The 14,514-nt window shown below is 71.7% G+C and carries 14 protein-coding genes; 6 read left to right on the plus strand and 8 right to left on the minus strand.

What is annotated here, in order from left to right:
* Positions 1-51 precede the first annotated feature (51 nt).
* Positions 52-684 carry a TetR/AcrR family transcriptional regulator gene (locus OG885_RS43300; protein ID WP_405742218.1) on the plus strand — a complete coding sequence of 211 codons (633 nt, stop codon included), beginning with the start codon at positions 52-54 and terminating at the stop codon, positions 682-684.
* 144 nt (positions 685-828) lie between these two features.
* On the opposite strand, the gene OG885_RS43305 is transcribed toward OG885_RS43300, so the two are convergent.
* From OG885_RS43305 to OG885_RS43315, 3 genes are all read right to left on the minus strand, one after another.
* Complete coding sequence (locus tag OG885_RS43305) at positions 829-2,088, minus strand: family 1 glycosylhydrolase (RefSeq protein WP_405742220.1); 1,260 nt, start codon at positions 2,086-2,088, stop codon at positions 829-831.
* Positions 2,089-2,153: 65 nt separating this feature from the next.
* The gene (locus OG885_RS43310; protein ID WP_405742222.1) at positions 2,154-4,445 is read right to left on the minus strand and encodes a family 78 glycoside hydrolase catalytic domain; all 2,292 of its coding nucleotides are present in this window, start codon (positions 4,443-4,445) and stop codon (positions 2,154-2,156) included.
* A gap of 179 nt (positions 4,446-4,624) precedes the next feature.
* Positions 4,625-5,248: a TetR/AcrR family transcriptional regulator gene (locus OG885_RS43315; protein ID WP_405742224.1), complete on the minus strand. Its 624-nt coding sequence runs from the start codon at positions 5,246-5,248 to the stop codon at positions 4,625-4,627.
* A 251-nt stretch (positions 5,249-5,499) separates the two neighbouring features.
* Here OG885_RS43315 and OG885_RS43320 point away from each other — a divergent pair, with 251 nt between their 5' ends.
* Positions 5,500-6,984, plus strand: a complete 1,485-nt coding sequence (locus OG885_RS43320; protein ID WP_405742225.1) for an MFS transporter — start codon at positions 5,500-5,502, stop codon at positions 6,982-6,984.
* A gap of 163 nt (positions 6,985-7,147) precedes the next feature.
* On the opposite strand, the gene OG885_RS43325 is transcribed toward OG885_RS43320, so the two are convergent.
* Positions 7,148-7,909 (minus strand): DeoR/GlpR family DNA-binding transcription regulator, encoded by a 762-nt coding sequence (locus tag OG885_RS43325; RefSeq protein WP_405742227.1) that lies wholly within the window; start codon positions 7,907-7,909, stop codon positions 7,148-7,150.
* Between the two features lie 89 nt (positions 7,910-7,998).
* Here OG885_RS43325 and OG885_RS43330 point away from each other — a divergent pair, with 89 nt between their 5' ends.
* Positions 7,999-9,213 (plus strand): MFS transporter, encoded by a 1,215-nt coding sequence (locus OG885_RS43330; RefSeq protein ID WP_405742229.1) that lies wholly within the window; start codon positions 7,999-8,001, stop codon positions 9,211-9,213.
* A 129-nt stretch (positions 9,214-9,342) separates the two neighbouring features.
* Here the strand turns inward: OG885_RS43330 and OG885_RS43335 are convergent, their stop codons facing one another.
* A complete protein-coding gene (locus OG885_RS43335) occupies positions 9,343-9,789 on the minus strand; it encodes a winged helix-turn-helix transcriptional regulator (RefSeq protein ID WP_405742231.1) in 447 nt (148 codons plus the stop codon).
* Positions 9,790-9,863: 74 nt separating this feature from the next.
* Here OG885_RS43335 and OG885_RS43340 point away from each other — a divergent pair, with 74 nt between their 5' ends.
* Positions 9,864-10,517, plus strand: a complete 654-nt coding sequence (locus tag OG885_RS43340; RefSeq protein ID WP_405742233.1) for an NADPH-dependent F420 reductase — start codon at positions 9,864-9,866, stop codon at positions 10,515-10,517.
* Positions 10,518-10,594: 77 nt separating this feature from the next.
* On the plus strand, positions 10,595-11,119 hold the full coding sequence (locus OG885_RS43345; RefSeq protein WP_405742235.1) for a hypothetical protein: 525 nt from the start codon (positions 10,595-10,597) through the stop codon (positions 11,117-11,119).
* Between the two features lie 23 nt (positions 11,120-11,142).
* Here the strand turns inward: OG885_RS43345 and OG885_RS43350 are convergent, their stop codons facing one another.
* Both OG885_RS43350 and OG885_RS43355 read right to left on the minus strand, forming a co-directional pair.
* Positions 11,143-11,676, minus strand: coding sequence for a CbrC family protein (locus tag OG885_RS43350; RefSeq protein WP_405742237.1), 534 nt, complete (start codon positions 11,674-11,676; stop codon positions 11,143-11,145).
* A 75-nt stretch (positions 11,677-11,751) separates the two neighbouring features.
* The gene (locus OG885_RS43355; RefSeq protein ID WP_405742239.1) at positions 11,752-12,630 is read right to left on the minus strand and encodes a hypothetical protein; all 879 of its coding nucleotides are present in this window, start codon (positions 12,628-12,630) and stop codon (positions 11,752-11,754) included.
* A 128-nt stretch (positions 12,631-12,758) separates the two neighbouring features.
* Here OG885_RS43355 and OG885_RS43360 point away from each other — a divergent pair, with 128 nt between their 5' ends.
* The gene (locus OG885_RS43360; protein WP_405742241.1) at positions 12,759-13,346 is read left to right on the plus strand and encodes an exonuclease domain-containing protein; all 588 of its coding nucleotides are present in this window, start codon (positions 12,759-12,761) and stop codon (positions 13,344-13,346) included.
* Between the two features lie 395 nt (positions 13,347-13,741).
* Here the strand turns inward: OG885_RS43360 and OG885_RS43365 are convergent, their stop codons facing one another.
* Complete coding sequence (locus tag OG885_RS43365) at positions 13,742-14,482, minus strand: class I SAM-dependent methyltransferase (protein ID WP_405742242.1); 741 nt, start codon at positions 14,480-14,482, stop codon at positions 13,742-13,744.
* Between the last annotated feature and the right edge of the window lie 32 nt (positions 14,483-14,514).

Raw genomic sequence — 14,514 nt, forward strand, 5'->3', positions numbered from 1 at the left:
CGACCGGCACCTCCGGTCCGCCCGCGCAGGGGGATGGCTACGGTGACCCTCATGACCAGCAGCACCCAGGGGCGGCGAGGCAGTTACGCGGTCGGTATCGCCCGACGGCAGAAAATCGTGGAAGCGGCCGCGAATCGGTTCGCCCGCGAGGGCTACCGGCGCACCGCGCTCACCCGCGTCGCGGAGGACGTCGGCATCACCGAAGGGGGCCTGCTGCACCACTTCCGCAGCAAGAAGCACCTGCTGCTCGCGGTGATGGAGCATCGCTTCACCGCCGAGGCCACCTGGTGGTCCCAGCTTCCCGACGACGCCGCCGGGCGCGACATCCTGCGGGCCATGGTGGCGGCCACCGAACGCCACCTGGCGGAGCCCGGCCTCATCGAGCTGTTCGTCCTGACCTCGGCCGAGGCCGCCGATCCCGAGAGCGCGGCGCACACGTTGTTCGCCGAGCGCTACCAGAGCGCCATCGACGAACTCGCCGGGAAACTGGCCGCCGCGAGGGAGCTCGGCACGGTGCGCGAGGGCACCGACTGCCCCGCGGTGGCGCGCGAGTGCATCGCCGTCAGCGACGGCCTCCAGCTGCAGTGGGTGATCTCCGGCGGCACGCTGGACCTCGCCGACGCCGTCCGCCTGCACGCCGACCGCATCGCGCGCACGATCCTGCCCGACGGCGAGAACCTCTGACCGGCTCTGAGCAATGCTGGTCCGTCGGGGCCGCGGAGGGGCCGACGACGGGAGGGGCCCGTCAGTCGAGCTGACGAGCCCCGGTGTGCGGGAGTCCGCGGCGCACGCCCGCACACCAGGCCGGGCACGCGCGTGTAGGTGCGGTCAGTTGCCTCCGCGCGCGGCGACGGCCCCGCGGTGGCTCCGCACCACGTTCGCGTAGGCCTGAGCGCTCGGCTTCGCCCGGCGTTCGAAGGTGTCGCGGTCGACGGTGTGGAGCCCGAGCTGGGCGCCGTACCCGAAGATCCACTCGAAGTTGTCCAGCAGCGTCCAGTGGCAGTAGCCAAGCACCGGCGTGCCCGCGTCGACCTGGGCCGCGAGTTCCTCGACGGCGGCCGGGACGAAGGCGGCCCGCTGGGTGTCGTCGGGGGTCTGGATGCCGTGCTCGGTGACGAGGACGGGCACCTGTGACACCTCGTGTGCGTAGCGCACCGCGCCCGCGAGCGAACCGGGTGCGATGACGGTGCCCATGCCGTTGCGCTCGCCCTCGACGGTCACCTCGCCGTCGGGGCCGTGCACGATCCGCTCGTAGTTCTGTACGCCGATGAAGTCGTCGTCGCGTGCCTCGCGCAGCCAGTGGTCGTACACGGCGGCACGCTTGGCGTCCCGGCGCTCCTCACCGCCGGGCAGGGCCACCTCGTCGGCGATGGCGATCGAGACACCCACGGGGAGGTCCCCGCGGCGGGCCTTGATCGCCTCGCGGGCCGCGCGGTGGGCGTGGGTGAACGCCGCCTGGAACTCGTCCTGCCGGTCGGCCGGGATGACGTTGGCACTGGCGTAGGTGCCGCTGCCGGCGGCGCGTGCGGCGGCTGCCAGCATCTGGAGCTTCACCGCCTCGGCCTCGGGAGGGAGCTTCGCACCGGCCTGGAGGAGCTGTTCGAGGTTGGGCTCGTTGAGGGTGACGGCGTACGCGATACGGTCGCCGAAACGGGCCATGACACGGTCGCACTGCTCGGCGAAGCGGGCGGGCGCGTCGGCCGCGGTCCAGGAGCCGCCGGCGGCGAACCAGTGCGGCGCGGTGAAGTGATTGAACGTCACGAGGGGTGCGAGCCCCCGCTCCAGGCAGCCGTCGACCATGCGCTCGTAGTGGTCCAGGGCGTCCGGGTCGACGACGCCGCGCTCGGGTTCGACGCGCGCCCACTCGACGGAGAACCGGAAGGCGTTGAGGCCGAGCCCGGCGGCCAGGTCGAGGTCCGCCGCCCAGTGCTGGTAGCCGCGGCAGGCCGGTCCGCTCGGCTCACGGAACAGGGAGGGGGTGGTGTGCTCCAGGAACCAGGTGTCGCTGGCGCTGTTGTCGCCCTCGTTCTGGTGTCCCGCGGTGGCCACGCCCCACAGGAAGGTGTCGGGCAGCCTGATGTGTGTCATGTGTGTTCCTCGAACTGAACAGGTGTGGGGTGAAAGGGGTGTTCGGTACGGCCGGTCGGCCGGCGTCAGCGCGCGGCGGCGGGCAGCGGGGTGAAGAAGGCGTGTCGGCCGGGGCCGACCTCCTTGTGCTCGGCGCCCGGCAGGTCGACCAGCGCGGTGACGTGCGGCGGCACGAGGAGGTCGAGGTGCAGCGACTCCCCTTCGACGCGCCAGGACGTCTCGACCCGGCCGTACGGAGTGTCGTGCTCGGCCCGGGCCCAGGTGATGCCGCCGCCGGGGCGCGGGCGCACGAGGAGCCGCCGGTAGCCGGGCTCGACGGGTGCCAGGCCGGCGACGGTGCGGTGCATCCAGTCGGCGACCGCGCCGAGGGCGTAGTGGTTGAAGGAGGTCATCTCACCGGGGTGGACGCTGCCGTCGGGCAGCATGCTGTCCCAGCGTTCCCACACGGTGGTGGCGCCCATGTCGACCTGGTACAGCCAGGACGGGCAGGCCCGTTGGGTGAGCAGCCGGTAGGCGGTGTCCACGTGCCCGGTGTCGGTGAGCGCGTCGCAGACCAGGGGAGTGCCGAGGAACCCGGTCCCGATGCGGTGGCCGCCCTCGGCCACCAGGTCCGCCAGTCGGCGTCCGGCCGCCGCGCGCTCGGCCTCGTCGTCCAGGAGCCGGAAGCACAGGGCGAGGGCGTAGGCGGTCTGTGTGTCCTCCGACAGGAGGCCGCCGCCGGTGTGGAAGCGGGCGCGGAAGGCGTCGCGGACCGCGTCGGCCAGGGCGTGCCGGCGCGTGGCCTCGGCCTTGTCGTCCAGGACCTCCGCGGTGCGGGCCAACAGGCGGGCGGCGTGCGCGAAGTAGGCGGTGGCGACCAGGGTGGAGGAGGTCATCGCGCGCCCGGGGTCGTCCGCCGGTGCCGTCGGGTCCAGCCAGTCGCCGAACTGGAACCCCTCGCCCCAGACCCGGCCGGGTCCGGCGATGCGGTCGACGGCGTCGACCCAGGCCCGCATGGACGGGTACTGGGCGCGCAGCACGTCGGTGTCGCCGTAACGCTCGTACAGCACCCAGGGGACGATGACGGTGGCGTCGCACCAGCCCGCCATGGGCGGGTTGCCGGGCGGGATCGGTACCGGGGTGATGACGGGGATGTCCGGGCTGAACACCGGGGGGACGCGGTGCGCGTCGGCGCTCTGGTCGGCGGCGAGGTCGCGCAGCCAGGAGCGCAGGAAGTCGCGGACGTCGTAGAGGAAGGCGGCGGTCGGGGCGAACACCTGGACGTCGCCGGTCCAGCCGAGCCGTTCGTCGCGCTGTGGGCAGTCGGTGGGTACGTCCACGAAGTTGCCGCGCATGCCCCACACCACGTTCTCGTGCAGGCGGTTCAGTGAGGCGTCGGAGCAGGAGAACCAGCCCGTGCGACGCAGATCGCTGTGTACGACCACGGCGGTGATGTCGGCGGGATCGAGGTCGCCGTTCCAGCCCTCGACGTCGGCGTAGCGGAAGCCGTGGAAGGTGAAGCGGGGCTCCCACTCCTCGCCCGCCGGTTCGCCGCGCAGGACGTAGCGGTCGGTGGCGGTGGCGTGCCGCAGGGGACGGGTGCACAGGTCGCCGTCCTGGAGGACCTCGGCATGGCGGAGGGTGACGGTGTCACCGGCCGCGCCGCGCGGGCGGATACGCAGGCGTCCGACGAGGTTCTGGCCGAAGTCGAGGACCGTGCGGCCGGTGGGGGAGGTGGTCACGGCGACGGGTGCGACGTGCTCGGTGCGGCGCACCGGTGGGCTGTCCGCCGGGAAGAGGGCAGCGGTGTCGAAGTCCAGGAGGTCGACCGGCTGCCATGCCGAGTCGTCGAAGCCGGCCTCGCTGAAGCCTGCCTGCTCCCGGCGGGCGTCGTACTCCTCGCCCTCGTACAGGCCGGTGGCGAGGACGGGCCCGGGACTCCAGCGCCAGTCCTCCCCGGTCGTGACGGTCTCAGCGGTGCCGTCGGCGTAGTCGACGCGCAGTTCGGCCAGCAGCCCGGTGCGCTCCCCGTAGATGTCCCGGGTGCCGCCGTTGAAGCCGAGCAGCCCCCGGTACCAGCCGTCGGCGAGGTGGGCGCCCCAGGCGTTGCGGCCCTCGCGGACCAGGGGGGTGACGTCGAAGGACTGGTAGCGGTGCCGGTGGCGATAGCTCGTCCAGCCGGGGGCCAGGACGTGGTCGCCGACCGGGGTGCCGTTGAGCTCCAGCTCGTAGACGCCGAGCGCGGTGACCAGGAGCCGGGCCGACCGTACCGGCGCCCGCGCCGTGAACACGCCGCGCAGCAGTGCGGCCGGGCGGGGCCCTTCGGCGGGGGTGGCGAGGCGGGGGCTGACGACGTGTGCGGTCCAGTGGTGGTGCATGGCGGCCTTTCTCAGCGCCGGAGGTGAGCAGGCTCGATCATGCGGCCAACACTTAGTGATTACTAGGCATTCGGGTGGGTGACGTGCGTCACGCACTGCTCTTATGGCAGCACTGCTCTTATGGCATGCGCATGTCAATCAAGGGGGTCTCTGCGTGGTCGGCGCGCGTGCCGGTCTGCCTACAGCCCCTGCCCGTCGCTGGAAATGGCCCGCAGGAGGCGGTCGAGGTGGCCGCGCATGACGGCGACGAGGTCGAAGGAGCGTCCTCCGGCCAGCCACTGCTGCATCAGCCCCGCGTCCAGGGCGGCGCACTCGCGGGCGATGCTCTGGTGGTCCAGGTCGGCTCGCAACTCGCCGTTGCTGCTCCCCGCGCGCAGCCGGTCGGCGAGCTCCGCCACGCCCTTCTCCTGCCAGGTGGTGAAGTGCGTGTGCGCCGGATGGTCGGGCGCGGTGGCCTCGGCGGTGAGGACGACGGCGAGTTCGACCATGCCCGGCATGGTCAGCGTCTCGGTCGTGTCCTCCAGGTGGCAGCGGAAGGCGTCCCGTACGGAGTCCGAGACCCGCTGCCAGCGCACGTCCATGCGTTCGTGCCAGAACTCGACCACCGCGAGCAACAGCTGCTGCTTGTCGCGGAAGTAGTGCAGGAGTCCGGCGTCGGTGACCCCGGCGTCGCGCGCGATGCGGGCCAGTGAGGTCTTGCGGTAGCCGTCCTGGCCGAAGGCGAGCAGGGCCGCTTCCAGGATCTGTGTCCGCCGCGCCCGGCCCGCCGTGTAGTGGCCGCGCGGCCCCCTGGGTGTCGCCATGCCAGAACAGTACCGGTGGCGTGTGTGGGGCCGAGCGGCCGCCGCCCTCCTGTGAACGTCCTGTGTGACGTGGGTCATAACCCAGATGCCTAGTAAGCACTAGGTGTTCGGGTCATCATCGACGTCACGCGATGACGGGTTGCCGCGCTGACACGTTTCTGAGAGATGTGCGTTCCGCCGACCCTCCCTCCTGCGTACACCCCCCGCGCTTCTCTCTCCTCCCTCGGTACCTCCGTGAAAGGAGGGCTGGCATGACGCCGATGTCATCAAGCCCCTCAGTCGACCGCACAGTCCGGGCCCCCGGGGACGGTCGGTGGACTCCCCGCCTCGTCCTGCTGCTGGTCGCGCTCGCCTGGCCGACCCAGCTGCTGGCCGCCGGCGGCATCCTCGGCGCCAATGCCATCGCCGGCGTGGCACAGGCCTTCCACACCACCCAGGTGGCCTGGTTCGGACTGACCCTGACCCTGGTGTCCGTGCTGCTCACCCCCTTCGTGATCAAGCTGGGAGACCTCTACGGCAAGAAACGCGTCATGCTCGCCATGACCGCCCTGGGCGCACTCGGCGAAGCCCTCGCGGCCCTGGCCGGAAGCTTCTGGCTCGTGCTCGCCGGACGCGCGCTGGCCGGCTGCTACGGCCCCTTCGGCGCCCTGTCGTTCGCCGCGGTACGCGACGTCTTCCCGCCCCGGCTGGTCAAGCCCGCCAGCGGCATCATGGGCAGCAGCGTCGGACTGGTCGCCCTCTTCTCCCCGTTCCTCGCCGGCTGGCTCGTCGACCACTGGGGCTACCGCGGCGTGCTGTGGTTCCTCGCCGTGGCCACCGCCGTGGCCTGCGCGCTGATCGCGTTCCTGGTCCCCGAGACACCCCGGCACGCCGCCCGCTCCGGCTTCGACTGGCTGGGCGGCCTCGTTCTCGGCGCCGGCCTGACCTCCGTCGTCTACGCCGTCGGACAGGCGCAGAGCTGGGGCTGGACCGACACCCGGACCCTCGGCTGGCTCCTGGCCGGCGTCATCGCCCTGACCGCCTTCTTCTTCGTGGAGCGGGCCAGCGACCACCCCATCCTCGACCTGAAGGTGCTGCGCCGCCGCCCCGTCGCCCTCGCGCTCACCGCGGGCGGTCTCGCCCAGACCGTCGCCTTCACCATGCCCGGCCTGGCCATCCTGCTCGCCCTCTACCCGCACATCCCCGGCGTCTCGGCCGGCCTGGGCTGGACGGCACACCACAACGCTGTCGTCAGCGTCAGCTGGAACCTGGTGATGTTCGGCACCGGCCTGGTCATCAGCCGCGCCCTGCGCCACCTCGACGTACGCCGCATCTGGTGCGCGGGCCTGGCCGTCATGGCCGTCGGCTACGGCCTCGTCGGCCTCTACCACGGCAACGAACTCCAGCTCATCGTCACCTCCTGCATCGCCAACGTCGGCGCGGGCATCGTGGTCGCGGGCGCCCCGGCACTCGTGGTCGGCGTCGTCTCGCGCGACGAACAGGGCCTGGGCAGCGGCATGCTGAACATGCTCATCAGCCTGTTCGGAGCCCTCGTCACCGCCGGCGCGTACGCCGTCCTGGCCGCGGACAGCACGGTCGTCGACGGCACCGCGTTCTATCTCGACACGGGCTACACGTGGATCTTCTGGCTGGGATCCCTGGTGACGGTGGTGGCCCTGTTGCTCTCCCTGTTCATTCCGCGCCTGCGCGATCCGGAGAGCGAGGACAGCCTGCCGGCCGAGCCCCAGCCGCTGTGAGAGGCCGCCGCGTCCCGTGTCATGTCTCGTGACGCGCGTGTGTCCGGTGAAGACGGTGGCCGCGGCCGTGAGGCGGCGGCCACCGGATCGGGCCGGGTGAGCCGGACCGTGGCTTCGGTGGCTTCGGTGGCTTCGGTGGCTTCGGGGCGGCGTGGCGGGCTGGTCAGACGGTTTTGACGAGGGTGCCGGCCGTGTCGAGCGCGGTGACTTCGTCGGCGGGCGCGGTGGCGTCGGTGACGACCGTGTGCAGAAGGCCGGCCGGGGCCACATGGGCGTACGCGGTGTGGCCGAGTTTGCTGCCGTCGGCCGCGACGATCACGCGGCGGGCGGAGGCGATACCCGCCTTCTTCACGGCGGCGTCGTCGAGGTCGTAGGCCGTCAGACCGTCGGCCGCGCTCAGCCCGCAGCACCCCATGATCGCCGTGTCGAAGCGCAGTGCGGCCAGGGACGCGAGCGTGAGCGGACCGGTCAGGGCCCCTTCGGCTGCGCGGGGCTGGCCGCCGGGCACCACCAGGGTGGCCCGTCCGGGGGTCTCGCCGAGCAGATGGATGGCCTGCAGGGACAGCGGCATCACGGTGACCGGCCGCTCACGCAGCAGACGGGCGGCCTCCAGGCAGGTGGTTCCGCTGTCCAGCAGGACGCTCTCACCGTCGGCGACGAGCGCGACGATCTCGGCCGCGATGCGCTGCTTGGCGGCGACCGCCTCGTGGGCCCGCAGGGCGAACGGGGGTTCCTCGCCCCGCAGCAGCAGGGTGCGGGCGCCGCCGCGAACCCGCTCGAGGACGCCCTGGGCGGCCAGGGTGTCGAGGTCGCGCCGGATGGTCATCTCGGAGGCCCCGGTCAGCTCCGCGAGTTCCTGGACGGTGGCCCCGCCGGAGTCCCTGACGGCCTTCGCGATCAGCCCGTGCCGGTCTGCGTTGCTCATACCGCGATTGAACACCACCATGAAACGAACAAGCAAGCTGTTCATTACCGCGCTGTACGAACATGAAAAATGTTCGTTACAGTGGTGGCATGGAGCACTCGCTGCGAGCCGCCCGTGTGGCGACCTATGTCTACTTCGTCCTGTGCGGCACTTTGATGGGCGCCTGGGTGGTGCACATCCCGGCCATCGAGGAACGCGTCGGCATCAGTCACGCCACACTCGGCGGCCTGCTGGTCCTCCTCGGGCTCGGGGCCTTCCTCGGCATGCAGGTGGCCGGCCCCCTGACCGACCGCCTGGGCGCCCGCGTCGTGGTGCCCGCCAGCGGTGTCCTGTGCGGCGCCACCCTGGTCCTGCCCGGGCTCGCCCACGACCCGTGGACCCTGGCCGGCGCGCTGCTGGTCTTCGGGTTCTGCAACGGCTGCCTCGACGTGAGCATGAACGCCCATGCCGTCCATGTGGAGAAGGCGTACGACCGACCCGTCATGTCGGGCTTCCACGCCACGTTCTCCGTCGGCGGCGTCCTCGCCGCGCTGGTCGGGGCGGGCGCGGCCGGCGCCGGCCTGAACCCGGCCGCGGGTCTCGCCGCCATGGGGGCCGCCGGCATCGTGATCGCTGTCGTCTCGGCGCGCGCCCTGCTGCCCGCCGCCGACAGTCTCGACGCCCCTTCCGCGCAGACGGCCGAGACATCAGCCGCCGTCGAGCCCCGCGGCGCCAAGGGCCGCATCTGGATGCTGGCCGTCCTGGCCCTCATGGTCATGCTGTGCGAGGGCGCCGCCAACGACTGGAGCGCCCTGCACCTCAAGGACGTCCTGGGCGCGTCCGCCGCCACGGCCGCCTTCGCGTACGGCACCTTCGCCGCGGCCATGACCATCGGCCGACTGCTCGCCGACCGCCTCGTGGCCCGGTTCGGCTCCCTGGCGATCCTGCGCTACGGCGCCGCCACGGCCGCCGTCGGCATCACCCTCGTGGCGCTCGGCCCCTGGGTATGGGCCGCCTTCACCGGCTGGGCGCTGTTCGGCCTGGGGCTGTCGGGCTGTGTCCCGCAGTTGTTCAGCGCGGCCGGGCACGCCGACCCCGCTGCTGCCGGGGCCAATGTCTCCCGCGTCGCCGGGCTCGGCTACGTCGGCATGCTCGCCGGGCCCGCCGTCATCGGCTGGCTGACCCACCTCGTCGCCCTCAACCACGCCTTCGTCCTGCTGACCTTGCTCTGCGCGGCGACCGCTGCCGGCGCGGGAATCCTGCGCACCGGAGGCGACCACTCCGCGGCGCGGGCGGCCTCGGACCGTGTGCGCGAGTCGGCATGACGCAGGATCCAGGTACCGACGGACCCTCAGGGTGAGGTGTGTCGCGCCGAGATCCCACCGCAGGATTCGGCTGACCAGTCGAGTCGGGAGCCGATCATCAGGAGGTACGTCGTGCCCAGCCTCGTGGCCTCACCGCGCCAGCTGCCCAAGAGCGTCCCGCCCGAGACCATCCCCACCTCCGCCGGGGCGCCCGCGCTCACCCGGCCGCCTCGGAGCACCGGACGCACCTGCCGCCTCCGCCTCTTGCGCGGCCATGACCTCGTCCCCGTGCTCGAAGGCCCAGGCGCCGAAGGCGTCGATCGGCGCCAGCAAGGTGCGGCCCAGAGCGGTGAGTCGGTACTCGACCCGTGAGGGCGCGGCAGGATCTGCGCACCTGTCCACCAGCCCGTTGAACTGCAGCCGACGCAGCGTCTCCGTCAGCACCTTGGCGCTGATGCCCCCGATCCGCTCCCGTAGTTCGACCGGGCGGCTGGGGCCGTCGCGCAGTGCCCACAGGACCACGGCGTTCCAGGTGTTGGAGAGCAGGTCGAAGGCGAGGCGGGCGCGGCAGTCGGCGAGGAACACGTCGGTGGTCACGTACCAAATGGTGCCCGAACAACCTTCTAGCGTCGGTGTGAACGGTCGAAGCAGGCACGGAGAGGGGCCGCGTGATGAGAATCGGTGTACTGGGCACGGGCAACATGGCCGACGCGCTCGCCACCCACTGGGTGCGGGCCGGGCACGAGGTGGTCATCGCAGGACGGGACACGGACAAGGCAGGTCGGCTCGCGGCGCGCATCGGAGGCGGAGCCGAGCCCGCCGGCCTACGCGCGGCGGCCCACTCGGCTGAAGTCGTGCTGGCCGCGCTGCCCTTCGGAGCGGGAGCGGAGGTGGTACGGAACCTGCGCGCGGCCCTGGAGGGCAAAGTCCTGCTGGACTGCTCCAACCCGGTCGGGCCGGGGTTCCGGCTGCTGACGGAAGGCGGCCCATCAGCCGTCCAGCACCTGGCTGCGGCGGCGCCGGAAGCCCACGTCGTCAAGGCGTTCAACCTCTGCCACGAGGACGTATGGCGCATGCGCCCGCCCGTCTTCGACGGCCGACCGTTGTCCGTACCCCTCTGCGGAGACGACGAGACGGCCCTCGCCCGGGCACGCGAGTTGGTACGGGACGTGGGCTGTGAGGCCGTGCCAGGCGGCGGTCTCGAACGCGCCGGACTCCTGGAGGCGACCGCCGCGCTGTTCATCGCGCTGTGGGTCGGCGAGGGAGCGGACGCGCAGGCGATCGCCCCTCCGCTGGCATACGCTGCCGGACCGCAACCCCACTAGTGGACGCATCCGCCACCGTGATCGAATCGTCTGCCGACCCCACTCCGAGTGGCACCAGTGCCGAAGGAGGTCCCACCGTGTCCGTTCCCTGGGACGCCGTCACGACTACTGGCATCGGCGCGGCCGCAACGGTCACCGGCATCCTGGTCGGCGCGGTCGTCGGCCGACGCAACCAGAATCAGCAGTGGCTGCGAGACACCCAGGCAGCGGCCTACGCGGCCTACCTCCGTGAGTTCACCGCGATCGAGATCGAGCTGCGGGAGGCGTACCTCGACGACCGCTCCAACACTGCCGACTGGGCGCCGTTCAACGCCGCGCTGACGTCGCTCAGTCTGGTCGCCACGCCGGAGGTCGCCAATGCCGCCGGTGAGGTGACCGAGGCCGTGGGTCGCTTCGCTCTCATGGTTGCCGACCAAGGTCCGAAGGACCGCGACGAGCTCCGTCGGATCATGTCCGAACTCGCCTCCGGGCAGGTCGCCTTCGTGAACGCGGCCCGCCACTCACTCGACCCCTCACAGCAGCCTCTCGGGCGTCAGTTGGGTGGCCCTCCGCCCTGGCACGAGATCGAGCCCTATGCGCCGGCGCCACGCTCCGGGGAATGACATTCGGGTGAGTTCAGTGGCGGTTATGAGGCGTCGACGTAGGCGAGGTGGGTGCCGCAGATGGTGCAGCGGAAGAGCATCGCTGAGGCGCCCTCGCCAAGGTGGGTGAGGAATTCATCGAGTCGGGCCGGGTCGTGCTGGCCGCCGATGCGCAGATCCTGCCTGAGCTGGTCGAGGGCCTCGGGATGGGCTGCCAGGTCTCCGTAGCCGACCTCGCCGATGAAGGCGGCCGCGTCGTCGCAGTGGACGAGCCAGTGCGGATCCTGCCAGGCATGGAAGCCGGGCGTGCGGCGGGTGACCTCATGGAGGATCGCCTCGCTCACGCCGTCGAGCCCGTAGGCGTCCACGAACTCGCCGTCGAACCGTGCGGCCGCGCTGCCGTCCGCGATGCACCACGGGCAGAACGGGCCACTGACCTCGTGGGCGGTGTAGAAGGTCGCGGTGTAGATCCACCCCGTGGCCCGTTCGCAGCACGCGCAGGTCTCCGCGCTCGCGCGGATGGACCCGGTGGCGATCGGATCGGGGTGGTAGCGGAAGACGGGAAGTTCGGGACTCACCCGTGCAGTCTGTACGGCTGACGGTCCCGCGATCAAGAAGTCAGCGCGGCGGCTTGCCTGTTCACGAGGAGGCGATCAGAGACCCAGGCGCCGTAGGGCCACCGCGACGTGACCCCGAAGGGAACGGTCCCAGCCTCGAACGGCGCCGGCGACCTCGACCGCATCGGCGTGCACGAGGACGGACAGTGCCGCGTCCGGCAGTGCTGTCGGCTGCCGGCGGGCCAGGGCGAGGGCGGCCGTGACCCGTATCGCCTCGTGCTGCGAGGCAAGGCACACCGTCAGGGCTGCGGACTCCTCGGAGTCGAGGCGTCCGGGCAGGTGGGCCAGCGCGAGGTTCGCCGACGCCCGTGCGTCGGCGGTGTCGCACGGCACGGCGGTCAGCGCGCCCGACAGTCCCGGCACCGGGGGAAACCAGACCAGCAACGCCGCCGCGAGGGACACCACGGCGGGGTCGGGATCGCGCAGCCACGCCAGGAAGGACGTTGTGTGGCGCTGGGCCGCACGGTAGGCCTCGGCGGCCCAGCGCAGTGCCACGGCGTCGGCCACGTCGGCGACCGCGTCGACGTCCGGCTCCTCCTCCTCGAAGAGCACCCGGAGCACCGCATCCTCGTCCGCCGGGCGCACCCGGTCGGCCTCGGCGAAGGCCCGCGCGGGGTTGAACGGCAGTTCGTCATCAGGCACGTTGCCGATGGCGACGGCGTGGAGCAGGTGCAGGATCGTGTCCCGGTCTGGCGTCGAGGGAGTGTCGACGAGGGCGACCAGCTCGGGCACAACAGGTGCGCTCGCGGGCCAGCGCGTGCCCTGGTGGCAGACGCTGCCGACGAGGGCCGACCCGGCCGCACGCCGTACGACGGGGTCGGAAGCGGACAGAGCCGCCAACTGTTCAGGGACGTCCGCGGCCCGGCCGTAGGCGTGGTACAGCCCGGCCCAGTCGGTCGAGGGCGTGACGCTCACGGACCGGGAGCCTAGCAACGGGGCACCTGGCGGCGGGAGTTCGACCGTGAGCAGGTACGCCGGTCTCGCCGTGTGAACCGGTGGAAAACGAGGTGCCGGAAGGGGACGCGCATCCCTACCCTCGCTCCATGCCCCCCGAATCCGCCCTGTTGAACGTCATCGATGTGGAAGCCACCTGCTGGGACGGCCAGCCACCGCCCGGTGCCGTGAACGAGATCATCGAGATCGGGCTCACCGTCGTGGACGTGCCGGCACGGCGTCGGGTGTCCCGGCACCGTCTCCTGGTCCGCCCTGTCCGGTCGTCGGTGAGCGACTTCTGCACCGAACTGACCGGCCTGACGCAGGCTGAGGTGGAACGGGGCGTCAGCTTCGCCGAGGCGTGCCGGATCCTTGTCGGGGAGTACGGCGCGGGGGAGCGCCGCTGGGCGAGTTGGGGCGAGTACGACCGTCGGCAGTTCGCCCGGCAGAGTCAGGCCGACGGGGTGGCCTATCCGTTCGGTTATCCGACGGAACGCACCCACACCAACGCCAAGGCCGTGTTCACCGAGGCGTACGGGCTGCGCAGGAAGCCGGGCATGGCGCAGGCTCTGCAGATCGCCGGTCTGCCGCTGGAGGGGCGTCATCACCGAGGCGAGGACGACGCGTGGAACATCGCGGCGCTCGTCCTCGATCTGTTGGGCCGCGGGGCATGGCCGGTCAGGTCCACCGCTGTCTAGGGTCTAAGCATGTCCAGGGTCTGAGCGCCACTTGGCCATTAGGCTCACGTCCATGGATGGGTTGTGGCCGTTCCTGATCCTGGCCGGTGGTCTTGCCGCAGTCTTGGGTGCCTTCACCTGGCTGGCCGCACGTGTGCGTCGGCGGGGTCTTGCGGGCGGCGCCATGAGCGCGGCCATGGCTTCGTACGAGGAGGCCTTCCGCATCACGGCTCACGAGTCCCACGTCGAGATCAGAGCCCAAGCAGAGCGCAAGGCACCGCTCCTGCTGCCTGACGACCACTGGGGGCGCCCTCCCGGCGAGGCCGGAGGGGCGGCAACGGAGGGTCGTCGACAGCTCCGGGCGCGACCCGGCCGCTCGCGACGGGGCCTTGGCCGCTGGGTCGATCGCCTGAGAGTTATACGTCGGTGATGAGGAGCCGGTAACCGACGTCGAGTGTTTCGAGCTGGAGGAGACCGGCGTGGCGGTCCGCCCAGCGGCCGGAGGCCAGGTCGTCGTCGAGGCGGGCCAGGCCGGGCTGGATGACGTCGTCGCTGATCTGGGCGAACAGCGAGATGCCGGACCGGACTTGGCGGTCGAGGTATGCCTCGGGGCGGCGCCAGAAGGCGGCGAGGAATCCGTCGGTGCAGTCGTGCGGGACGGGGACCGTCTCGATGCGGGCGCCGCCCAGCAGGGTGACGAGTCGGTCGATGGCGACTGCGTGGGTGTCGTCGATCGTGGCTGCCTCGGGCAGGTATTCGTCCAGGAGCCAGAACCGGCGGCTGACGGCGGGGTCGAACGTGAGGAGGACGATCCGGCGCCGGGCGACGCGGCGGAGCTCTGCGATGCCGGTCTCCAGGTCGTCCCAGTGGTGCACGGTCAGCAACGCCATCACGGCGTCGGCCGAGTCGTCGGCGAGGGGGATCGCCTCCGCTGACGCCTGGAGAGCGGGCGCGGCTCCGGCCGGGCGCTGGGCGATCATCACCGTGCTGGGCTCCACGGCCCACACGGTTTCTGAGGGTTCGTAGGAGCCGGTGCCGGCCCCGACGTTGACCACCGTGGTGGCGTCGCCGAGGGCTCGGTGGATTCGGGCGGCGATGCGGGGGTCCGGTCGCCGGGTGCGGGCGTAGGTCGCGCCGATGCGGTTGTAGGTCGCCACATTCCGGAGTATCCCCTCCCAGTGGCCCTGGA

Origin of the sequence: Streptomyces sp. NBC_00028 (genome assembly GCF_045041065.1) — a bacterium.
GTDB lineage: Bacteria > Actinomycetota > Actinomycetes > Streptomycetales > Streptomycetaceae > Streptomyces.